The sequence below is a fragment of the Kosakonia sp. genome, assembly GCF_032052965.1.
GTDB lineage: Bacteria > Pseudomonadota > Gammaproteobacteria > Enterobacterales > Enterobacteriaceae > Kosakonia.
The window spans coordinates 97330-119748 of the sequence record NZ_DAMBVN010000014.1 but is presented as its reverse complement, the minus strand read 5'-3'; the positions used below and the strand labels follow the sequence as shown (position 1 = coordinate 119748).

23 protein-coding genes and 1 other RNA gene are annotated in these 22419 nt (G+C 54.9%); 10 read left to right on the top strand and 14 right to left on the bottom strand.

From position 1 onward, the window contains the following. Window positions 1-59 precede the first annotated feature (59 nt). The 5 genes from rnpB to RTX30_RS16585 form a co-directional block, all read right to left on the bottom strand. Window positions 60-439: RNase P RNA component class A (gene rnpB / locus RTX30_RS16605), an RNA gene on the bottom strand. 32 nt (window positions 440-471) lie between these two features. Beyond that, window positions 472-1617, bottom strand: coding sequence for a glycerate 2-kinase (garK, locus tag RTX30_RS16600; protein ID WP_312691266.1), 1146 nt, complete (start codon window positions 1615-1617; stop codon window positions 472-474). A gap of 128 nt (window positions 1618-1745) precedes the next feature. After that, window positions 1746-2636: a 2-hydroxy-3-oxopropionate reductase gene (garR, locus tag RTX30_RS16595; protein ID WP_312691265.1), complete on the bottom strand. Its 891-nt coding sequence runs from the start codon at window positions 2634-2636 to the stop codon at window positions 1746-1748. A 33-nt stretch (window positions 2637-2669) separates the two neighbouring features. Next, on the bottom strand, window positions 2670-3440 hold the full coding sequence (gene garL / locus RTX30_RS16590; RefSeq protein WP_020455394.1) for a 2-dehydro-3-deoxyglucarate aldolase: 771 nt from the start codon (window positions 3438-3440) through the stop codon (window positions 2670-2672). A gap of 25 nt (window positions 3441-3465) precedes the next feature. Next, window positions 3466-4800, bottom strand: a complete 1335-nt coding sequence (locus tag RTX30_RS16585) for an MFS transporter (protein ID WP_312691264.1) — start codon at window positions 4798-4800, stop codon at window positions 3466-3468. A 427-nt stretch (window positions 4801-5227) separates the two neighbouring features. On the opposite strand from RTX30_RS16585, the gene garD reads away from it, so the two are divergent. Further along, the gene (gene garD, locus RTX30_RS16580; RefSeq protein ID WP_312691263.1) at window positions 5228-6799 is read left to right on the top strand and encodes a galactarate dehydratase; all 1572 of its coding nucleotides are present in this window, start codon (window positions 5228-5230) and stop codon (window positions 6797-6799) included. Window positions 6800-6862: 63 nt separating this feature from the next. Here garD and rsmI read toward each other — a convergent pair whose 3' ends face one another. Continuing rightward, window positions 6863-7726: a 16S rRNA (cytidine(1402)-2'-O)-methyltransferase gene (rsmI, locus tag RTX30_RS16575; RefSeq protein ID WP_312691262.1), complete on the bottom strand. Its 864-nt coding sequence runs from the start codon at window positions 7724-7726 to the stop codon at window positions 6863-6865. Window positions 7727-7788: 62 nt separating this feature from the next. Here rsmI and RTX30_RS16570 point away from each other — a divergent pair, with 62 nt between their 5' ends. From RTX30_RS16570 to dolP, 4 genes are read left to right on the top strand one after another with little or no spacing between them, the layout of a single operon-like run. Then, window positions 7789-9903, top strand: coding sequence for a penicillin-binding protein activator (locus tag RTX30_RS16570; RefSeq protein WP_312691261.1), 2115 nt, complete (start codon window positions 7789-7791; stop codon window positions 9901-9903). After that, on the top strand, window positions 9861-10256 hold the full coding sequence (locus RTX30_RS16565) for a YraN family protein (RefSeq protein WP_312691260.1): 396 nt from the start codon (window positions 9861-9863) through the stop codon (window positions 10254-10256). The genes RTX30_RS16570 and RTX30_RS16565 overlap by 43 nt, the downstream gene beginning before the upstream one ends. A gap of 22 nt (window positions 10257-10278) precedes the next feature. Beyond that, window positions 10279-10869, top strand: a complete 591-nt coding sequence (diaA, locus tag RTX30_RS16560) for a DnaA initiator-associating protein DiaA (RefSeq protein ID WP_040016590.1) — start codon at window positions 10279-10281, stop codon at window positions 10867-10869. 9 nt (window positions 10870-10878) lie between these two features. Then, window positions 10879-11454 (top strand): division/outer membrane stress-associated lipid-binding lipoprotein, encoded by a 576-nt coding sequence (dolP, locus tag RTX30_RS16555; RefSeq protein WP_312691259.1) that lies wholly within the window; start codon window positions 10879-10881, stop codon window positions 11452-11454. Between the two features lie 44 nt (window positions 11455-11498). Here the strand turns inward: dolP and RTX30_RS16550 are convergent, their stop codons facing one another. Together RTX30_RS16550 and RTX30_RS16545 are read right to left on the bottom strand one after the other, a co-directional pair. Next, the gene (locus tag RTX30_RS16550) at window positions 11499-12536 is read right to left on the bottom strand and encodes a permease (protein ID WP_312691258.1); all 1038 of its coding nucleotides are present in this window, start codon (window positions 12534-12536) and stop codon (window positions 11499-11501) included. A gap of 54 nt (window positions 12537-12590) precedes the next feature. Continuing rightward, window positions 12591-13244, bottom strand: a complete 654-nt coding sequence (locus tag RTX30_RS16545; RefSeq protein WP_312691257.1) for an NAD-dependent epimerase/dehydratase family protein — start codon at window positions 13242-13244, stop codon at window positions 12591-12593. A 120-nt stretch (window positions 13245-13364) separates the two neighbouring features. Between RTX30_RS16545 and RTX30_RS16540 the strand changes: the two genes are divergently transcribed. Further along, window positions 13365-13883, top strand: coding sequence for a type 1 glutamine amidotransferase (locus RTX30_RS16540; protein WP_312691256.1), 519 nt, complete (start codon window positions 13365-13367; stop codon window positions 13881-13883). Here the strand turns inward: RTX30_RS16540 and RTX30_RS16535 are convergent. Next, entirely contained in the window at window positions 13869-14306 is a 438-nt protein-coding gene (locus RTX30_RS16535) for a YhbP family protein (RefSeq protein ID WP_312691255.1), read from the bottom strand. The genes RTX30_RS16540 and RTX30_RS16535 overlap by 15 nt on opposite strands. Before the next feature lie 53 nt (window positions 14307-14359). Between RTX30_RS16535 and RTX30_RS16530 the strand changes: the two genes are divergently transcribed. Then, on the top strand, window positions 14360-14662 hold the full coding sequence (locus RTX30_RS16530; RefSeq protein WP_312691254.1) for a GIY-YIG nuclease family protein: 303 nt from the start codon (window positions 14360-14362) through the stop codon (window positions 14660-14662). Here the strand turns inward: RTX30_RS16530 and RTX30_RS16525 are convergent. Continuing rightward, entirely contained in the window at window positions 14649-15152 is a 504-nt protein-coding gene (locus RTX30_RS16525; RefSeq protein WP_312691253.1) for an N-acetyltransferase, read from the bottom strand. The two genes, RTX30_RS16530 and RTX30_RS16525, sit on opposite strands and share 14 nt — an antisense overlap. Next, entirely contained in the window at window positions 15146-15670 is a 525-nt protein-coding gene (locus RTX30_RS16520) for an SCP2 domain-containing protein (protein ID WP_312691252.1), read from the bottom strand. The genes RTX30_RS16525 and RTX30_RS16520 overlap by 7 nt, the downstream gene beginning before the upstream one ends. A gap of 240 nt (window positions 15671-15910) precedes the next feature. Between RTX30_RS16520 and RTX30_RS16515 the strand changes: the two genes are divergently transcribed. The 3 genes from RTX30_RS16515 to RTX30_RS16505 all read left to right on the top strand — a co-directional run bounded on the left by RTX30_RS16515 (window position 15911) and on the right by RTX30_RS16505 (window position 18945). Next, on the top strand, window positions 15911-16906 hold the full coding sequence (locus tag RTX30_RS16515) for a peptidase U32 family protein (protein ID WP_312691251.1): 996 nt from the start codon (window positions 15911-15913) through the stop codon (window positions 16904-16906). 7 nt (window positions 16907-16913) lie between these two features. Further along, window positions 16914-17792: a U32 family peptidase gene (locus tag RTX30_RS16510; protein WP_312691250.1), complete on the top strand. Its 879-nt coding sequence runs from the start codon at window positions 16914-16916 to the stop codon at window positions 17790-17792. A 145-nt stretch (window positions 17793-17937) separates the two neighbouring features. Beyond that, on the top strand, window positions 17938-18945 hold the full coding sequence (locus RTX30_RS16505) for a luciferase-like monooxygenase (protein WP_312691249.1): 1008 nt from the start codon (window positions 17938-17940) through the stop codon (window positions 18943-18945). Between the two features lie 52 nt (window positions 18946-18997). On the opposite strand, the gene mtr is transcribed toward RTX30_RS16505, so the two are convergent. The 3 genes from mtr to yrbN form a co-directional block, all read right to left on the bottom strand. After that, window positions 18998-20242 carry a tryptophan permease gene (mtr, locus tag RTX30_RS16500; protein ID WP_312691248.1) on the bottom strand — a complete coding sequence of 415 codons (1245 nt, stop codon included), beginning with the start codon at window positions 20240-20242 and terminating at the stop codon, window positions 18998-19000. Between the two features lie 140 nt (window positions 20243-20382). Next, complete coding sequence (locus tag RTX30_RS16495; RefSeq protein WP_312691247.1) at window positions 20383-22293, bottom strand: DEAD/DEAH family ATP-dependent RNA helicase; 1911 nt, start codon at window positions 22291-22293, stop codon at window positions 20383-20385. Then, window positions 22286-22366: a protein YrbN gene (yrbN, locus tag RTX30_RS22400; RefSeq protein WP_097400725.1), complete on the bottom strand. Its 81-nt coding sequence runs from the start codon at window positions 22364-22366 to the stop codon at window positions 22286-22288. The genes RTX30_RS16495 and yrbN overlap by 8 nt, the downstream gene beginning before the upstream one ends. Between the last annotated feature and the right edge of the window lie 53 nt (window positions 22367-22419).

The window sequence follows — 22419 nt, the reverse complement described above, 5'->3', positions numbered from 1 at the left end:
CATTCATCTGCCCGGGCGCACAAAAGCAAAAACCCGCCGAAGCGGGTTTTTACCTGAAAAGTCGAAACTGACCGATAAGCCGGGTTCTGTCGTGGACAGTCATTCATCTAGGCCAGCAATCGCTCACTGGCTCAAGCAGCCTACCCGGGTTCAGTACGGGCCGTACCTTATGAACCCCTATTTGGCCTTGCTCCGGGTGGAGTTTACCGTGCCGCGAACTGTTGCCAGACGCGCGGTGCGCTCTTACCGCACCCTTTCACCCTTACCTGATCCCGCTTGCGCGGGCCATCGGCGGTTTGCTCTCTGTTGCACTGGTCGTAGGCTTGCGCCTCCCAGGCGTTACCTGGCACCCTGCCCTATGGAGCCCGGACTTTCCTCCCCTCCGTTCGTCTCCCCCGAAGGAGGACTGCAACGAAGCGGCGACTGTCTGGTCAGCTTCGGCGCGCAGTATAGAGGGTTTGCGCGCGACTGTCACCCTTCCGTCAACATTCCTACCTGCAAGGTAGCCGCGATATTGCGCGACGCGCGATAAATATTGTCAAACGCTCCGCGAAACGCTTCTTCCAGCGTACCGATGCTGGTGAGCACACTGAACACCGCATCAATACCATATTGATGCACCACACCCACATCACTGGTCAGGCTGCCCGCAATGCCGATAACCGGTTTGTGATACTTTTTTGCCACCTGCGCCACACCGACGGGCACCTTACCGTGAACGCTCTGACTGTCGATACGGCCTTCGCCAGTGACCACCAGCGTGCAATCATGAATATGTTCTTCGAGGTTTAGCGCCTGAGTCACAATTTCAACGCCGCTGCGCAGTTCAGCCCCTAAAAATGCCATCAACGCGGCCCCCATGCCGCCTGCGGCACCGGAACCCGGAACATTTTTCACGTCGACATGCAGACATTTTTTGATCACATCGGCAAAGTGGCCGAGGTTACGATCCAGTTCAACGATCACCGTTTCCGTTGCGCCTTTTTGTGGTCCAAAAATACGCGAGGCACCTTTCTCGCCTGTTAGCGGGTTTGTCACGTCGCACGCGACACGAAGAGTGCAGTGTTGCAGCCGCGGATCCAACCCGGAAATATCAATCGTATTCAGGCTTATCAGGCTGCCGCCGCCGTAGCCGATTTCCGTACCGTTAGCATCGGTCAGCTTAGCGCCCAGCGCCTGAACCATACCCGCACCGCCGTCATTGGTGGCGCTGCCGCCAATCCCAATGATGATATTTGTCGCCCCGTGCTCCAGCGCATGCAAAATAAGCTCCCCGGTGCCGCGCGAAGTGGTAATCAAAGGGTTACGTAATTCAGGCGGAACAAGCGCCAGTCCACTTGCTGCGGCCATTTCAATAAAGGCTGTTTTACCGTCGCCGGACATCCCCCAGCACGCTTCGACATTTTCTCCCAGCGGGCCGACAACGTGCGCCTTGTGAACAGTGCCTTGTGTGGCGGCAATCATGGCTTCAACCGTCCCTTCACCGCCGTCCGCGACCGGAACGGAAACGTACTGAGCATCGGGAAAAATTTCCCGAAATCCTTTTTCTATCGCCTGAGCTACTTCGGTAGCAGAAAGGCTTTCTTTATAAGAGTCTGGGGCGATTACGATTTTCATAATTGTCAGCCTGAAAGTGCCGCGCGACTGGCCACTTCATCCTTCAGGCTCAGGCAACAGGAAGCCCGCCAGCAGCCTGAAAGATGTTAATAAAGAGAAATCAAGGGCGCAGGTCTGCGCCCTTCTTGTTAACGGGAAACTTCGATTTTCGCCAGTTTCTCGTAATAGCACGCAAGTGCGCTGTGGTCGGCATTGCCCAGGCCATCCGCACGCAGTGCTTGCATCATTTCCATCACAGCCGCCGTCAGCGGCAGTTGTGCGCCCACGCCATGAGAGGTATCCAGTGCGTTAGCCAGATCTTTAATATGCAGATCGATACGGAAACCCGGCTTGAAGTTACGATCCATCACCATCGGTGCTTTTGCTTCCAGCACGGTGCTGCCCGCCAGGCCGCCACGAATCGCCTGGAATACCAGATCCGGGTTCACACCCGCTTTGGTCGCCAGCGTCAGTGCTTCAGACATAGCAGCAATGTTCAGCGCAACGATCACCTGGTTCGCCAGCTTGGTTACGTTACCTGCGCCGATATCACCGGTGTGCACCACCGAGCCGGCCATGGCTTTCAGCAGATCGTAATATTTATCGAAAATCGCTTTTTCGCCGCCAACCATCACAGACAGGGTGCCGTCGATAGCTTTCGGTTCGCCGCCGCTGACCGGGGCGTCCAGCATTTCAATGCCTTTGGCTTTCAGTGCTTCGCTGATTTCACGGCTTGCCAGCGGCGCAATAGAGCTCATGTCGATCAGTACAGTGCCCGCCTTTGCGCCCTCAATAATGCCGCCTTCACCCAACGCCACGTCTTTTACATGCGGGGAGTTCGGCAACATGGTGATGATCACATCACACTGTTCGGCTACGTCTTTCGCGCTGGTAGCCGCTTCGGCACCTGCAGCAATCACTTCAGCAACGGCGTCCTGGTTACGGTCCACGACCACCAGTGAGTAACCTGCTTTAATGAGGTTTTTACTCATTGGTTTACCCATGATGCCCAGGCCAATGAAACCAACTTTCATCGTCATAATTGCGTCTCTCTCTGTTTAATGGTGGTTTGGTTATTTTTTAAAGGTGTCGGCCAGTTTCTGCGTAGCCGAACGGAACACGCCCAAATCGCTGCCGACGGCCACCACAGTCGCTCCCCATTCGAGGTAACGACGCGCGTCCGCTTCCACCGGCGCCAGAATGCCGCTCGGTTTGTTGTGCGCTTTGGCGCGGGCAAAAATGTGTTGAATGGTACGCTGGACTTCCGGGTGTGCGGCATTGCCGATATACCCCAGGGTCGCGGCCAGATCGCTTGGACCAACAAACACACCGTCTACCCCATCGGTCGCGAGAATGGCGTCCAGGTTGTCCACGCCCGCCTGGCTTTCGATCTGCACCAGAATGGTGATGTTAGCGTTAGACTGGCGGAAGTAATCTGGTACGGTGCCAAACATATTGGCGCGGTGAGAAACCGAAACGCCGCGAATGCCTTCCGGCGGATACCGCGTTGCTGCTACCGCATTCACAGCTTCTTCTTCTGTTTCGACAAACGGGATCAGAAAGTTGTAAAACCCAATATCCAGCAGGCGTTTGATAATCACCGGATCGTTAGTGGGTACGCGTACTACCGGTGCGCTGACGCTGCCTTTCAACGCCATTAATTGCGGTACAAAAGTGAGCACGTCGTTAGGGGCGTGTTCGCCGTCCAGAAGCAGCCAGTCAAAGCCCGCTAGCCCCAGAACTTCAGTGCTGATATGACTACCCAGCGCAGACCAACAACCAATTTGAATCTGTTGGGCTGCCAGCGCAGCCTTGAATTTGTTTGGGAAGATATCGTTATTCATCTTTTGTACCTTAATGAGTTGTTGCTTATTTCTTCAGTTCCATACGTTTGATGTCGCCAACCACGAACAGGTAGCAAACCATCATCATCAGCGCTGAACAGCCGACGAACACCAGTGCACCGTTGAAAGAATGCAACTCTTTAACCATGTACCCGATGACCAGCGGCGTTACGATAGACGCCACGTTACCGAATACGTTGAATACACCGCCGCACAGTCCGACAATCTCTTTTGGCGCGACGTCGGAGATAACCGGCCACCCCAAAGCGCCAAACCCTTTACCGAAGAATGCGAGCGCCATCAGGGCCACAACCAGCGGGGTGCTATCGGTGTAGTTACAGAGAATGATGCTGGACGCCAGTAACATTCCCACCACGATAGGGAATTTACGCGCAACCGTCAGGGTTGAGCCACGTTTGATGAGATAATCGGAGAACAACCCGCCCAGCACGCCACCCGCAAAGCCGCAAAGCGCCGGAATGGATGCGACAAACCCGACCTTCAAAATCGACATGCCCTTTTCCTGCACCAGATAAATAGGGAACCACGTCAGGAAGAACCAGGTAATGGTATTCAGGAAATATTGCCCGAAGAACACGCCGAGCATCATGCGGTTGCACAGCAACTGCTTGATGTAATCCATTTTCGGACCGGCTTTTTTGCTGTCGTCGGTTTTCTTGTGATCCATATCCACGACTGCGCCATTCTTCTCGATGTACTCCAGCTCTTCGCGGGTCATACGAGGATGGTCGGTCGGATTATGAACAAACTTAACCCAGGCGAAAGTCAGTACAAAACCGATCGCGCCCATAACGGTAAATACATGTTCCCAGCCCCAGGCAAACGTTAGCCAGCCCAATAACGGTGAGAACAGCGCGAGCGAGAAGTATTGTGCAGAGTTAAAAATTGCCGACGCGGTACCACGCTCTTTCGCCGGGAACCATGCCGCCACGATACGGGCGTTCGCCGGGAAGGATGGCGCTTCAGAGAAGCCCAGCATAAAGCGCATGAAAAACATCGACACGCCAGCCCAGGCAATCGGGAAGACGTCGACAAAGCCTTGCAAGAACGTGAACAGCGACCAGAAAAACAAACTGTAGGTATAAACTTTTTTCGAGCCGAAGCGGTCCAGCAACCAGCCACCAGGGATTTGCATCAGCAGATAGGCCCAGCCGAACGCTGAAAAAATGTAGCCCATCGACACAGAATCAAGCTGCAGCTCTTTGGCGACATCCGTTCCGGCAATCGAAAGGGTGGCACGGTCAGCGTAGTTAACTGCGGTTACAATAAATATTATTAACAGAATCAAATAACGTGTGGGGAAGTTCCGTTTAACCTCAACGGTATTTTCAATAGCCATTTTAATTTCCTCGGGCACCGCTAATTTTAGAATATAATTATCGCGAGATTTACTATTTTCTTTTATTTAAACACTCGAAACTTAATATCAGATAATTGGTAATTCGACTTTATAGCCCTCAGTATAATCGGCGTAGTGAGGTCGTACACTGTTGAATTGCTCAATTTTAGTATTTTGCGGGAAGATTATTTTAAGCATATGCACATAAGTCTGGGCGCTAATGCACATATCTTGCATTAACCAGCCCCGACAGCTGGCGAATCGCGGCATTAGGTGATTTAGATCACATTTTAATATTTGAACTCCTGACATTCTTATTTCAGCAAACAAGATACACACTTTTTATTTCTGATGTTAATTCCAGAATAAAGAATTGGTTCCTCTTATTGAGTAATGCATCGTACAGTTAGCTGGAGATTACTTAACAATGTCCGACATTGAAATTAGACAGCAATCGCCTGGGGCGTTTTATATTAAGGTACACGACACTGATAATGTCGCTATCATCGTTAATGACAATGGCTTAAAAGCGGGGACGCGTTTTCCGGACGGTCTCGAGCTGGTTGAGCACATTCCACAGGGCCATAAAGTCGCCCTTGTCGATATTCCGCATCAGGGCGAAATCGTGCGTTATGGTGAAGTCATTGGTTACGCCGTGCGCGATATCCCACGCGGTAGCTGGATTGATGAATCGATGGTCGAGCTGCCAAAAGCACCGCCGTTGAATACCTTGCCGCTGGCCACCAAAGTACCTGAGCCGCTGCCGCCGCTGGAAGGTTACACCTTCGAAGGTTACCGCAATGCAGACGGCAGTGTCGGTACCAAAAATCTGCTCGGCATTACCACCAGCGTCCATTGCGTTGCCGGCGTAGTGGATTACGTCGTGAAGATCATCGAACGCGACCTGCTGCCAAAATACCCTAACGTTGATGGCGTAGTCGGCCTGAACCACCTCTACGGCTGCGGCGTGGCGATCAACGCGCCGGCAGCGGTGATCCCGATCCGCACCATTCACAATATTTCCCTTAACCCGAACTTCGGCGGCGAAGTGATGGTGATTGGCCTGGGGTGTGAAAAATTACAACCGGAGCGCCTGCTGCAAGGCACGGAAGATGTGCAGGCGATCCCGGTGGACAGCGCCAGCATTGTGCGTCTGCAGGATGAGCACCATGTGGGTTTCCGCTCGATGGTCGATGATATTCTGCAGGTTGCTGAGCGCCATCTGGCGAAGCTCAATCAGCGTAAACGCGAAACCTGCCCGGCCTCTGAACTGGTGGTAGGAATGCAGTGTGGCGGTAGTGACGCCTTTTCCGGCGTCACGGCAAACCCGGCAGTGGGGTATGCCTCTGACCTGATTATTCGCTGCGGCGGCACAGTAATGTTCTCTGAAGTCACGGAAGTTCGCGATGCGATCCACCTGCTGACCCCGCGTGCCATCAACGAAGAAGTGGGCAAACGCCTGCTGGAAGAGATGGCCTGGTACGACAATTACCTGGACATGGGCCAGACCGACCGCAGCGCCAACCCGTCGCCGGGGAACAAAAAAGGCGGCCTGGCAAACGTGGTGGAAAAAGCGCTGGGTTCTATTGCCAAATCCGGTAAGAGCGCCATTTCGGAAGTGCTCTCTCCGGGCCAGCGTCCGACCAAACGCGGTCTGATTTACGCTGCAACGCCGGCGAGCGATTTTGTTTGTGGTACGCAGCAGGTGGCTTCCGGCATTACCGTTCAGGTGTTCACCACCGGTCGCGGTACGCCTTACGGTCTGGTTGCCGTACCGGTTATCAAAATGGCGACCCGTACTGAACTGGCAAACCGTTGGTTTGATCTGATGGATATCAACGCCGGTACCATCGCCACAGGTGAAGAAACGATTGAGGATGTAGGCTGGAAGTTGTTCCACTTTATCCTTGATGTGGCCAGCGGTCGGAAGAAAACCTTCTCCGATCAATGGGGCCTTCACAACCAGCTGGCGGTGTTTAACCCGGCTCCGGTGACCTGATTTTATAAGAAAGCAGTAAACCTCACGTTAAGCATGGCTCCGGCCATGCTTTTTTTTTGCGCATTACTGCTCTTGTTTATCCAGCGCGTACTTATACAGCGCATTTTTCTTCACGCCGTGGATTTCTGCGGCCAGTGCCGCTGCTTTTTTCAACGGCAGCTCCGCTTGTAGCAACGCCAGGGTACGCAACGCATCGGCGGGCAGTTCGTCCTCCTGCGCTTTGTGGCCCTCGACGATCAGCACCATTTCGCCTTTACGGCGGTTTTCGTCTTCTTTGACCCAGGCCAGCAGTTCGCCAACCGGCAAACCCTGAATGGTTTCCCAGGTTTTGGTCAGTTCTCGCGCCAGCACCACATACCGGGATTCGCCCCAGACGGCGACCATATCTTCCAGACTTTCCAGCAAACGGTGGGTTGATTCATAAAAAATCAGCGTGCGGCTTTCGGTTTCCAGCGCTTTTAGCGTGTCGCGGCGACCTTTAGATTTTGCAGGCAGAAAACCTTCATAGCAGAAACGGTCCGACGGTAAACCGGCGGCACTGAGCGCCGCAATCGCCGCGCAAGGACCGGGCAGCGGCACAACGCGAATTCCGGCCTCGCGGCAGGTACGCACCAGATGGTAACCAGGATCGTTAATCAACGGCGTGCCGGCATCAGAGACAAGCGCAATGTTCTGCCCCTCCCGCAGTTTGGCCACCAGCGTTTCGGCTTTTTGTTGCTCATTGTGATCGTGCAACGCAAACAACCGGGCATTAATGGCAAAGTGCTGGAGCAGTAAACCGGTGTGACGGGTGTCTTCCGCTGCTATTAAATCAACGGCTTGCAACACAGTCAGCGCACGTTGCGTAATATCAGCCAAATTCCCGATAGGAGTGGGTACAATATAGAGCTGACCTTGAGAATTCTCCGCCGATTCGTGTTGTTTCATTGTTTCATCCGTATTGCCGATTTAATATTGAGCATTGCGTAAAAAATATCACTGGATACAGTATGCTACCGTCAAGATATCTACGTTCGAAAGCCACACGCTGCCTGCCTGTGGTGCTGGCCGCCCTGCTGTTTGCTGGCTGCGGCACACAGTCTACCGACCAGAGCAGCACACATATGCAGGGCTCGGCGCAGGCTGACTCCAGTTTTTACCTGCAGCAGATGCAGCAAAGCACAGATGATAGCAAGACCAACTGGCAATTACTCGCCATTCGTGCACTGCTGAAAGAGGGGAAAACCCAGCAGGCAAGCGAGCTGTTCGCGCAACTGCCGCAGGATTTGAACGACAATCAGCGTAAAGAGTACGCACTACTGGCTGCTGAAATGAAACTGGCGCAGCAGGATTTAGCCGGCGCCCAGGCGCTGCTGGGTAAGATCGATCCTGCTGACCTCGAGCAAAACCAGCAAGCACGTTACTGGCAGATTGGCATCACTGCCGCACAAGGCAAACCCTCATTGACACTGCTTCGAGCGCTGGTTGCACAAGAGCCGCTGTTAACGGCAGCAGATCTGAAACAGAAAAATATTGATGCGACCTGGCAAGCGCTGTCCTCCATTACCCAGGACCAGGCGAAAACCTTTGTGATCAATGCTGATGAAGTCACCCTGCAGGGATGGCTCGATTTACAGCGTGTCTGGTTCGACAATCGCAACGATCCGACCATGCTGAAAGCCGGGATCGCCGACTGGCAGACCCGCTACCCGCAGAACCCGGGCGCGAAAATGCTGCCTACGCAGCTGGCAAATTTGCAGAATTTCAAACCGGCCTCAACAAACAAAGTCGCGCTTTTACTGCCGTTAAACGGTCAGGCAGCGGTGTTTGGCCGTGCGATTCAGCAAGGTTTTGAAGCCGCGAAAAATGGCGCATCCCCGGTATCGGGTCCGGCCGTACCGCAACAGGTAGCCCAGGCCGCCAGCACGGTGGTCAGCCCATCGCAAACCAGCGTGAGCGATTTAACAAATCCGTCCGCTCAACAGACTGCCGTCGCGCCGGATGCACAACAGGCACAGGCACCGGATAGCGCAGCGCAAACGGCAGCAGCAACGTCTGATGAAGCCGGGACCGATAACACCGCCCAGCCAGCAGAGGCCAATGTTGCTCAACCTGTCACCGCACCGGCAGTGGCCGCAACGCCTGCCAACCCGTCTGCGGAGCTGAAAGTCTATGACACCAGTTCACAGCCGATGGATCAGATCCTTAACCAGGTGCAGCAGGATGGTGCCAGCATTGTGGTCGGGCCGCTGTTGAAAAACCACGTAGAAGAACTGATGCGCAGCCACACCACGCTGAATGTGCTGGCGCTTAATCAGCCAGAAAACATCGAGAACCGGGCCAACATCTGTTACTTCGCGCTGTCGCCAGAAGATGAAGCACGTGATGCCGCACGTCATATCCATGAACAGGGGCGCCATACGCCGCTACTCCTTATCCCGCGCAGCGCGCTGGGCGATCGTATCAGCAACGCCTTTGCGCAGGAGTGGCAAAAACTGGGCGGCGGTGTAGTGCTGGCGCAAAAATTTGGCTCTACCGCCGAACTGCGCATGGGCATCAACAGCGGCTCAGGTATTGCCATGACCGGCAGTCCGGTTGTTGCCAGTCTGCCGAAACAGCAGGGCGTGACCATTGGTGGTCTGAACATTCCGGCGGCCCCGAGCGATGCGCAAATCACCAGCGGCGGCAATGTTGACGCAGCCTATATTGTGGCCACGCAGGATGAAATTGCGCTGATCAAACCGATGATCACCATGCGCACCGGCAGCCAGAGCGGCGTCATGCTGTATGCCAGCTCGCGCAGCGCTCAGGGCGGTGCTGGCCCGGACTTCCGCCTCGAAATGGAAGGGTTGCAGTTTAACGACATTCCGATGCTGGCGGGCGCTAATCCGTCGCTCATGCAGCAGGCGCTGAAAAGCGTAAATAACGATTACTCGCTGGCGCGGCTGTATGCCATGGGTGCGGATGCCTGGTCACTGGCGAATAACTTTACCCAAATGCGTCAGGTGCCTGGGTTTGAACTCAACGGCAACACGGGCGATTTAACCGCGAATCAGGATTGCGTGATCAACAGGAAGTTGTCATGGCTCAAATACCAGCAGGGGCAAATCGTCCCGGCAAACTAAGCCGCAAACAGACCGGCGATGCGTGGGAAGCCAAAGCGCGTCGCTGGCTAGAGAGCAAAGGACTGCAATTTATCGCCGCCAATGTGCATGAGCGCGGCGGCGAAATCGATTTGATCATGCGTCACCGTCACTGCACCGTCTTTATCGAAGTACGTTATCGCAAGTCGGCCAATTTCGGTGGCGCATTAAGTAGCGTTACCCATGCCAAGCAAGTGAAACTGCTGCACACCGCCCGTTTGTGGCTGGCCCGGCACAATGGGAGTTTTGATACTGTGGATTGCCGGTTTGATGTGGTAGCCTTCACCGGAAATGAGGTTGAGTGGATACAAAACGCGTTTAATGACCACTCATAATTGCTGAATTATAGGGATTACCGTGCTCGAACGAATTAAAGTCTGCTTTACGGAAAGCATTCAAACTCAAATTGCGGCGGCAGAAGCCCTGCCTGATGCAATTTCACGTGCCGCCATGACAATGGTTCACTCCCTGCTGAACGGCAACAAAATCCTCTGTTGTGGTAATGGTACCTCCGCCGCCAACGCACAGCATTTTGCTGCCAGCATGATCAACCGTTTTGAAACAGAACGTCCCAGTTTACCTGCCATTGCACTTAATACCGATAATGTGGTCTTAACCGCGATCGCAAACGATCGTCTGCATGATGAGATTTATGCCAAGCAGGTTCGCGCACTCGGCCATACGGGCGATATTCTGCTCGCCATTTCTACGCGGGGCAACAGTCGCGATATCGTGAAAGCCGTGGAAGCAGCGGTGACGCGTGACATGTCTATTATCGCGCTGACGGGCTATGACGGTGGTGAGCTGGCGGGTCTGCTGGGGCCGCAGGATGTCGAAATTCGTATTCCTTCCCACCGCAGCGCACGCATCCAGGAAATGCACATGCTGACGGTAAATTGCTTATGCGATCTGATTGATAACACGCTTTTTCCTCACCAGGATGATTAAGGAGTACACATGAAGGCATTTACGCCCCTCGCAGTCCTTATTTCCGCGCTGCTGTTACAGGGTTGTGTTGGCGCAGTGGTGGTTGGTTCCGCAGCCGTGGGCACCAAAGCCGCAACAGATCCCCGTACTGTTGGCACTCAGGTCGACGACAGTACACTGGAATTGCGCGTAAACAGCGCGTTGTCGAAAGACGAACAGATCAAGAAAGAAGCGCGTGTGAATGTCACCGCCTATCAGGGTAAAGTCCTGTTAACCGGCCAGGCGCCGACGACCGATCTCTCCTCGCGGGCGAAACAAATTGCCGTTGGCGTAGAAGGCACGGTCGAAGTGTTCAACGAGATCCGTCAGGGCCAGCCGATTGGTCTGGGCACGGCCTCCACAGATACCTGGATAACGACAAAAGTACGTTCCCAGTTGCTGGGCAGCGATCAGGTAAAATCCTCCAACGTGAAAGTCACCACCGAGAACGGCGAAGTGTTCCTGATGGGGCTGGTCACCGAGCGTGAAGGCCGTGCGGCGGCAGATATCGCCAGCCGCGTTAGCGGTGTAAAACACGTCACGACAGCCTTTACGATCCTCAAGTAATAAAAAGCCCGGCGCACTGGCCGGGCTAACACTTTTCTGTTTTATCACCACAACGCCATCGCGCCGGTGATCACTCCACATAACGCCACCAGCAGCGCTGTCAGCCAAAGGGCTTTTGCCGGGAATGACTTACGCAGCATGATCAGTGACGGCAGGCTGACCGCTGGCAGAGTGATTAACAACGCCAGCGCGGGCGCCATGCCCATACCGGCCAGCATCATAGTTTGCACGATGGGAATTTCCGCCGCAGTCGGGATCACGAACAGACAACCCACAATCGCCATCGCAATCACCCACAGTAAGGTGTTATCGATAGCCCCCTCTGCATGTGGGAATAACCAGACGCGCGCAGCCCCCAGCACCAGCACGGCCAGGATATACACCGGAATGGTGCTCCAGAACAGCTGCCACAGTGCCCTACCCCAGCGCGCCATAAAGCTGCCCTGCGGTTCCGGCAAGGTAATATCAATTGCGTCTGCCTGCTGCAGGTTCTCTTTCACCAGCGCCTGCACCAGCATCGCCACACCCGTTACCGTCACCAGCCCCGCCACCAGGCGAATGACGGCAAAATGCCAGCCGAGCACAAAGCCCATAAATACTAGCGTGGCCGGGTTAAGCAGCGGGTTCCCCATCCAGAATGCCAGCGCACCGCCCATTGAAACGCGCTGACGGCGCATTCCTGCAGCCACAGGCGCTGCACAGCAGGAGCACATCATGCCCGGCAACGCGAACAGAGTGCCGAACAGCGTGCCGCTAAAACGTTGCTGCCCCAGCGTTCTGAGTAACCAGTCGCGCGGGATCAACACCTGAATCAATGAACCAAGCAGCACGCCAAGCACGGCGGCTTTCCAGACGGCGTGAAAATAGACCATGGCGTAATCGATCGCCGCTTTTATAGGGCTGGCATCCGCCTGGGCAAGAATGGATTTACCTATGCTGTGTGTTTCGGCAGCCGTGAAGGCTTTGCCATAATAAGGCTGCCATTTCACGTACCAAAGACCAACAATAACAACAAGAAAGAACAGTGCGGGTTTCCACCACTGAAAACGGGGTGCCGCCTGAGATGAAGACTGACCAGTCATAACATTCACCGGGGATAATGGAATTTTAAGCCTGCGAATAGTACGCCTGAAAAATTATTTTGCAAACGCGTCCCTGGCTGCGATCTCACGTAACTGTGCCGACCTGATGATTTGCACCCCCCTTTCATCAGAAGACAGAGACAACGCCAACAATGCGCGGGCAACATCCTGTGCGGCGATTGCACGCCAGTTACCCGGTAGCCAGCGGAAAAGCGGCGCAAGGAAAGATTCATTCAACCGCGGTCTCTGCCGATCGCCCAGCAACATCGACGGACGGGCGATGATTAGCGAAGGCCACTCCTGCGCTATCAGCGCATTTTCCATTTCACCTTTCACCCGACTATAGAAAAAAGGCGATCGCGGACTGGCGCTCAGCGAGCTGACCACCAGCATCTGTTTCGCCCCCAGCCGCAGGCCGGTTATCGCCGTGTCGACCACTAACGTATAGTCGGCATGAATAAACGCCTCTTTACTTCCCGCTTCGCGCTGCGTCGTTCCCAGGCAGCAAAAGACGGTATCCACCGGCTCTGTCACCTGTAGCAACGCATCGGTAAGCTGCGGATCGTGAGGATTGAAGACGCCGGGCGCATTGCTCAGCGGGCGCCGCGTTGGTGCGGCAATGGCAGTGACGCGCGGTTCGGTCATCAGCAGGCGCAGTAAGTGACCGCCTACCAGGCCTGTCGCTCCGGTCAGTAATACACGTCGCATTTCTCCTCCTTTGCAGATGAATCCGTGTTGCATTGTCCGCCTGCTGAACCAGGCTTACTGTTCTGGCGAGTTATTAGTATGGTTAACTCTCCACTCTGAAGCCAAAACAACGGAGGAATTATGAGCAAGAAAATCGCTGTCTTGATCACCGACGAGTTCGAAGATTCAGAATTCACTTCCCCGGCACAGGAGTTCCGTCAGGCCGGACATGAAGTTATCACCATTGAGAAGCAGGCGGGAAAAACCGTGCACGGCAAGCAAGGCGACGCCGATGTGGTCATCGATAAGGCGATTGATGAGGTTCGCCCGGCAGACTTCGACGCCCTGTTGCTGCCCGGAGGACATTCGCCCGATCATCTGCGCGGCGACGATCGTTTTGTCACCTTTACGCGAGATTTTATCAGCAGTGGGAAACCGGTGTTCGCCATCTGCCATGGGCCACAACTGTTGATTAGCGCTGATGCGATACGCGGGCGTAAACTCACTGCGGTCAAACCGATTGTCATCGATGTGAAAAACGCCGGGGGCGAATTCTATGACCAGGAAGTGGTCGTGGATCAAGACCAGTTAGTGACCAGCCGCACCCCCGATGATTTACCGGCATTTAACCGCGAAGCGCTGCGCTTACTGGGTGCCTGATGCCCGAAGCCAGTGAAGTTTTTTGCCAAACCCCAGCGTGTTGTCGGTGAATTTCACCTCGTTAAGCTGAATTTCCCACATGGGGGCTGACAACATGCGGGCGACAGGAAAGCGTCGGTTGTACTGCGCACGCGGTGCCGCGCTTTCCTCTCCTTCGAGACGGCGGATCTCACCGCTAAACTGCACGCCGCGGATCAGCGCAACAGTTTTAGGCTGGCCGTTGACCGTGCCCGCCACCGGTGCATGCAACCCTGTCATCTGGGCATGCCGGGTCTGATCTTCGCTGAGAACGTAAAACGCCACTCTCTGCGGATCATAAATATAAAACGCATTCGCGCACCATAACTCTCCCCGGTTTGCGACACACCATGTCACCACATGCTGCTTCGCCAGCCAGCGATTAATGGCTGCAAGAGTTTCCATTTTTGCTCTTCCTCGTGTTATTTTTCGTCGACATTAACATACTGAACGCTGTCATGACGCCCTGGTTTCTCTATCTTATTCGCACCAACGACAATACGCTTTATACCGGTATTACAACTGATGTTGCCCGCCGCTTTATGCAGCATCAAAGCGGAAAAGGGGCCAAAGCATTACGGGGGAAAGGCGCACTGGAGCTGGTCTTTTCAGCGCCGGTCGGCGAAAGATCGCTGGCGCTGCGGCTGGAATACCGCATTAAACAACTTAACAAGCGCCAGAAAGAGCGCCTCGTTGCCGGAGATGGCTCATTCGAAGCGCTGCGGGAAAGTTTGTTATCGCCTGGGGTTACAGGCGATTGAAGTGATCGGAATACTCCACCAGGCCGCTAACGCCGTTAAAAGCGTCATCAGCCAGACGATGCACCAGAAAAGCATCGGCGCTGTCCGGCCAGCGGCAGCGCAGCGCATACTGCGCGGCTTTTTCAAAACCGAGACGACCATAAAACGCGGGATCCCCCAGCGTCACTACTGCCGCATAGCCAAATTCATTGAGCGAATCCAGCCCTTCGTACACTAACTGGCGGGCAATGCCCTGCCCGCGGTATTGGTCGTCCACGGCCAGCGGCGCAAGCCCGACCCATTGCAGTTCTTCACCTTCGACCGTGACCGGGCTAAAAGCAACGTAGCCGATGACCTGCCCTTCATCATCCGTCGCGACAAATCCCAGGGTAATCAACCCCTCTTCACGCAGATCGTGTACCAGCCGGGCTTCGCCTTCGCCGCCGAAGCTGCGACGGAGTAACGCGTCGATACCCGGCGCATCAATGGGAATTTCAACTCTTATCAGCATGGCTCACCTACAGAAGGTTGTGTCGTTAGAGGCGGTGCTTGCAGACCCGCCTCAACAAATTCCGCCAACTGCAGCAGCATCACCCGCAGGGGCTTTGGCATCTGCTCCAGTTCAATCGCATCCATCAAATTCTTAACGTACAGCCCCAGCTCCGTGTCACCTTCAATAACCAGACGGCGCTGGAAGAAGAGTGTATCGGGATCCTGTTTGCGTGCCGCAATCATCAACAGGTCGCTGGCATCGGCGCTGAAACTCACATCGGCCTCTGCCGACTCGCGCACAATAAGCTGTTCATCCTCAACAGAGGTATACCACGTCAGGCCGATATCACGTACCTGAATACTTAACCAGCGGCCTTCAAGAAACTCAAGCTCTCCGTCCGCCAGAGCCTGTTGGAACTGCCAGCGCAGCACCTGCTCCAGTACCTGGCGCTTAATGGCGAAAGGCGTCAACTTAACCGGCACACTCAGTATCGACGGACCGAAGTGAACAAGATGTGAGCGCAATTTTTCCAACACGAGCTTTACTCCCTGAAATGATAATGGGGGCTATTCTGCCACATTAGCGCCCTTGCATAGCGGCGCAAATCAACAATTACACAATAAACAGGCCGCAATTATTGGCCTCGCCAATGCACATTTAACTGCCTCAAATCAAAAATTGTCGCAGGCAGGTTAACTAAAATCCCAGTTCATTAACAACTTAGCACCCTTAGGGGTTCGACCGGGCCACAGCGGCCCCAGACAGCAGGATACACTATGGAGTTGCTCTGCCCTGCCGGAAATCTTCCGGCGTTGAAGGCGGCCATTGAAAACGGCGCCGATGCTGTGTATATCGGCCTGAAAGATGACACCAACGCCCGTCATTTTGCCGGACTCAATTTTACGGAGAAGAAACTCCAGGAAGCGGTCAATTTTGTCCATCAGCACCGCCGCAAGTTGCATATCGCCATCAATACCTTTGCGCACCCGGACGGTTACCAGCGCTGGGAACGCGCGGTAGACATGGCGGCGCAAATTGGCGCCGACGCGTTGATCCTCGCCGATTTGGCGATGCTGGAATATGCCGCTGCGCGCTATCCGCACATTGAACGTCACGTCTCGGTGCAGGCCTCCGCTACCAACGAAGAAGCGATTCGCTTTTATCATCGCCATTTTGACGTCGCGCGGGTGGTACTGCCACGAGTGTTATCCATTCACCAGGTTAAACAGCTGGCGCGCGTTACACCGGTACCGCTGGAGGTCTTCGCCTTTGGCAGTTTGTGCATTATGGCGGAGGGTCGCTGCTACCTCTCCTCTTACCTGACGGGTGAGTCACCGAATACCGTTGGAGCCTGCTCACCTGCGCGGTTTGTACGCTGGCAGCAAACGCCGCAGGGGCTGGAGTCACGTCTTAATGATGTGTTAATCGACCGCTACCAGGATGGGGAAAACGCCGGTTATCCCACCTTATGTAAAGGGCGTTATCTGGTCGACGGCGAGCGTTACCACGCGCTGGAAGAGCCCACCAGTCTCAATACGCTGGAACTGCTGCCGGAACTGCTGGCAGCCAATATTGCGTCGGTAAAAATTGAAGGTCGTCAGCGTAGCCCGGCCTATGTTAGCCAGGTGGCAAAAGTGTGGCGTCAGGCCATCGATCGCTGTATGGCCTCGCCGCAAAACTTTGTGCCGCAGCCCGCATGGATGGATACGCTGGGCTCAATGTCGGAAGGCACTCAAACCACCCTCGGCGCATACCACCGTAAATGGCAGTAGGAAGAAAATGAAATATTCATTAGGGCCAGTGCTTTACTACTGGGCAAAAGAGACGCTGGAGGATTTTTACCAGCAGGCCGCCGGCAGCGCTGCCGACGTGATTTATCTTGGCGAAACCGTGTGCAGCAAACGCCGTGCGACCAAAGTGGGCGACTGGCTGGATATGGCGAAAACACTGGCTGGCAGCGGCAAACAGGTGGTGCTTTCCACGCTGGCTCTTGTGCAGGCCTCTTCCGAGCTGAATGAGCTTAAGCGCTATGTCGATAACGGCGACTTCCTGTTGGAAGCCAGCGACTTAGGCGTGGTGAACCTGTGTGCGGAACGTAAATTACCGTTCGTCGCAGGCCATGCGCTTAACTGCTATAACGCGGTTACCCTGCGCCTGCTGCAAAAACAGGGCATGGTACGTTGGTGCATGCCGGTGGAGCTTTCCCGCGACTGGCTTGTCAACCTGCTTGAGCAGTGTGAAAGCCTGGGCATTCGCCAGCACTTTGAAGTGGAAGTGTTGAGCTACGGGCACCTGCCGCTGGCCTACTCCGCGCGCTGCTTTACCGCCCGCTCGGAAGACAGACCGAAAGATGAATGTGAAACGTGCTGTATTAAATACCCGAACGGGCGCAGCATGTTGTCGCAGGAAAATCAGCAGGTATTCGTCCTGAACGGTATCCAGACCATGAGCGGTTATGTGTATAACCTTGGTAATGAACTGGCGTCCATGAAAGGGATCGTTGATATGGTGCGTCTGTCGCCGATGGGTAATGACACGTTTGCCATGCTTGATGCCTTTCGCGCAAATGAAACCGGCGCAGCGCCGCTACCGCTGGCAGCAAATAGCGATTGTAATGGCTACTGGCGCAGATTACCTGGCCTTGCGTTGCAGTTGTAAATAAATAGCTCACTTTGTTAACAGCAATATACCGATCCTCATGCAGTATGAAAGTTGCAGCTTTTCTGGCCGGGTGCAGCACTTTGCGCCAGGCTGGAAGAAGACCTTCAATCTGATGACGATGCTGTAGCAAAGTGAGTCTTTTATGTCTGAGAAAGCCATTCCTTTTTCGGTGCTCGATCTGGCACCGATCCCGCAACATTCCAGTGCCCGCGAGGCATTCACCCATTCGCTGGATCTGGCGAAACTTGCCGAAAAGCGCGGTTATCATCGTTACTGGCTGGCAGAACACCACAATATGACCGGCATCGCCAGCGCGGCGACGTCGGTGCTGATTGGTTATCTGGCGGCGAACACACAAACCCTGCACCTGGGTTCTGGCGGCGTGATGCTCCCTAACCACTCACCGCTGGTGATCGCTGAGCAGTTCGGCACGTTGAATACACTCTATCCTGGCCGTATCGATCTTGGGCTTGGCCGTGCGCCAGGCAGCGATCAGCGCACCATGATGGCGTTACGTCGCCATATGAGTGGCGATATTGATAACTTCCCGCGCGACGTGGCGGAACTGGTGAACTGGTTTGACGCGCGCGATCCGAACCCGCCTGTACGCCCCGTACCGGGTTATGGTGAAAAGATCCCGGTGTGGCTGTTAGGCTCAAGCCTGTACAGTGCGCAACTGGCGGCGCAACTCGGCTTGCCCTTTGCTTTCGCCTCGCATTTTGCTCCGGATATGCTGTTCCAGGCGCTGCACCTTTACCGTACGCAATTCAAACCCTCCGAACGGCTGGAAAAACCCTACGCGATGGTGTGCATTAATATTGTTGCCGCCGACAGTAATCGCGATGCGGAGTTTCTGTTTACCTCTATGCAGCAGGCGTTTGTCCGGCTGCGTCGTGGTGAAAGTGCGCAACTGCCGCCACCTATCGAGAATATGGATAAGTTCTGGTCGCCGTCGGAGCAGTATGGCGTGCAGCAGGCATTGAGTATGTCGCTGGTGGGGGACAAAGCGAAAGTGCGCCACGGCCTCGAATCCATCCTGCGTGAAACTGGAGCCGACGAGATCATGGTGAACGGGCAGATTTTTGATCACCAGGCACGGCTCTACTCGTTTGAGTTGGCAATGCAGGTGAAAGAAGAACTATTGGGGTAAACCGTTCTTTGCCCGGCCCGCACGATTTGCGGGCCGGGCAAAGTGTCAGACGTTACTGGTAAACGGGTAACAGGTTAAAGCTGGACAGCAGATGTACGACGGCGTTACCTGCGCCAAAGAGCAGGATCAGGGCAATCATCGCTTTCCCGCCCCAGACGCGAAACGCCGGGCTGCCAAAGCGTTTACGGGAAGCGTTTGCCAGCAGCGCCGGAACAATGGCTGCCCATATGGTCGCTGCCAGGCCCGCATAACCAATGGCGTATAAAAAACCGTTCGGCCAGAGCACTCCACCGATAACCGGCGGGATGAATGTCAGCAGTGCCGTTTTAAAACGCCCGCGCGGCGAATCATCAAAACCAAACAGATCCGCAAGGTAATCAAACAGCCCCAACGTGACGCCCAGGAAGGAACTGGCAACCGCAAAGTTAGAGAAAATGACCAGTAGCAGATCCAGGCTGCGACTGTTCAGCACGCCGCTTAACGCCTGTACCAGCACATCAATGTTGCCGCCTTTCGCTGCGATCTCAATAAATGCAGGGCGCGGAATATTGCCCATCGTCACCAGCAGCCAGACAACATACAACCCCAACGCCAGCAGCGTGCCGTAAACCAGGCAACGGATGATGGTGCGGGGGTCTTTGCCGTAATATTTCATCAGACTAGGGACATTACCGTGGTACCCGAACGATGCCAGACAGAACGGCAGCGTCATTAACAAATAGGGCGTGTAGGACGCATTGCTTTGCGCCACATTGAACAGCGTGGCGGGCTGTACGTGCCCCAGCAGACTGCCGAAAGTGAGAAAAAAGGTGATCACTTTCGCGCCGAGGACAATCGCTGTCATACGGCTCACTGCGTGGGTGGAGAGCCAGACGATAAACGCCACCGCCAGCGCAAAGACAAAGCCTGCCAGACGAGCTGGCACATTCAGCGACATTTCCGCAAAGGTGTGATGCAGAATGGAGCCGCTCGCTGAAATATAGGCATAAGTCAGAATATAGAGAACAAAGGCAATGGAGGCGCCGTTGACCAGGTTCCAGCCTTTGCCGAGCAGATCTTTAGTGATGGTGTCAAAGCTCGCGCCGCTGCGATAGTTCAGGTTCGCCTCAAGGATCATCAGCCCGGAGTGCAACATGCAAAACCAGGTAAAAACCAGTGCCAGCAGCGACCAGAAGAACCACGCGCCGGACATCACCACGGGCAGCGAAAACATGCCTGCGCCAATGATCGTGCCGCCGATAATCACCACCCCGCCGAACAGCGAAGGGGAAGCCTGAGTGGTTGTCAGTGTCGACATCTGAAAAATTCTCCTGTGATGGTCAATGCCGGAAAGTGAAAACGCCACATTGTACCAGTACAGGAGTACATTACAGATAAAAAAAGCCCCAATCATTTCGATCGGGGCTGTATCTATTTCTTTACGCTATGTAACGCGAATTATGCGTCGTTACGGCGACGTGGGGCGCTGTCGTCACGATCGCGGCGCGGGGCACGACGTTCACCGCCGAAACCACGACCTTCCTGACGCTCACCGCTAAAACGGCGGCCTTCACCACCGCGACCGCCTTCACGACGTTCGCCACCGAAACCACCACCACGGCGCTCACCGCCACCGCGACGTTCGCTACGCTCACGCGGCTGTGCATCGCCCAGCAGTTGCATATTCATCGGCTTGTTCAGAATACGCGTACGGGTAAAGTGCTGCAGAACTTCGCCCGGCATGCCTTTCGGCAGTTCGATAGTGGAGTGGGTACCGAACAGTTTGATGTTACCGATGTAACGGCTGCTAATGTCACCTTCGTTCGCGATGGCGCCAACGATATGACGAACTTCAACACCGTCATCACGGCCCACTTCAATACGGTACAGTTCCATTTCGCCAACATCACGACGCTCACGGCGCGGACGGTCTTCACCAGCACGTTCCGGACGGTCGCCACGCGGGCCACGATCGTTACGGTCGCCGCGGCGTTCGAAACGCTCATCACGCTCACGGAACTCGCGACGCGGACGCATCGGCGCATCCGGCGGCAGGATCAGTGGACGTTCGCCCTGAGCCATTTTCAGCAGTGCAGCGGCCAGCGTTTCGATATCCATCTCTTCTTCGGAAGCAGGCTGGATTTTTGCCAGCAGTGCACGGTACTGATCCAGATCGCTGCTTTCCAGCTGCTGCTGAACTTTAGCGGCGAATTTTTCCAGACGGCGTTTGCCCAGCAGTTCTGCGTTCGGCAGTTCCACTTCCGGAATGGTCAGCTTCATCGTACGTTCGATGTTGCGCAGCAGACGACGTTCGCGGTTCTCAACAAACAGCAGTGCGCGGCCGGCGCGACCCGCACGACCGGTACGGCCAATACGGTGAACGTAGGATTCAGAATCCATCGGGATGTCGTAGTTAACGACCAGGCTGATACGTTCAACGTCCAGACCACGTGCAGCAACGTCGGTTGCGATCAGAATATCCAGACGACCATCTTTCAGACGTTCCAGCGTTTGCTCACGCAGCGCCTGGTTCATGTCACCGTTCAGCGCGGCGCTGTTGTAGCCGTTGCGCTCCAGCGCTTCAGCCACTTCCAGCGTTGCGTTTTTGGTACGGACGAAAATGATCGCCGCATCAAAATCTTCCGCTTCCAGGAAACGCACCAGCGCTTCGTTTTTGCGCATGCCGTACACCGTCCAGTAGCTCTGGCTGATGTCCGGGCGTGTGGTCACGCTGGATTGAATGCGCACTTCCTGCGGCTCTTTCATAAAGCGACGGGTGATGCGACGAATGGCTTCCGGCATGGTTGCAGAGAACAGAGCGGTCTGATGACCTTCCGGGATCTGCGCCATAATGGTTTCAACGTCTTCGATAAAGCCCATGCGCAGCATTTCGTCTGCTTCATCCAGCACCAGACCGCTCAGTTTAGAGAGATCCAGCGTGCCGCGTTTCAGGTGATCCAGCAGACGACCCGGCGTACCGACGACGATCTGCGGCCCCTGGCGCAGGGCGCGTAATTGCACGTCATAACGCTGGCCACCGTACAGGGCAACCACGCTTACGCCGCGCATATGTTTAGAGAAATCGGTCATGGCTTCAGCAACCTGAACCGCCAGTTCGCGGGTCGGAGCAAGCACGAGGATCTGCGGCGCACGCAGGTCTGGATCGATGTTGTTAAGCAGTGGCAGGGAAAACGCTGCGGTTTTACCGCTACCAGTCTGGGCCATACCCAGCACGTCACGACCAGAAAGCAGGTGCGGAATGCACTCAGCCTGGATCGGAGATGGTTTTTCGTAACCGAGATCGTTAAGGGCTTCAAGGATAGGAGCCTTCAGGCCCAGATCTGCAAAAGTGGTTTCGAATTCAGCCATGTAGTACAAGTGCCTCTATGTCATTGGCGGCCAGTCTACATAACTCATCGTGAAAAAAATTAGCAATTTTCATTGAAAAGTGTGAACCGGCTCAAAGTAGGTTAATTAACGAACAATAAAGCCCTC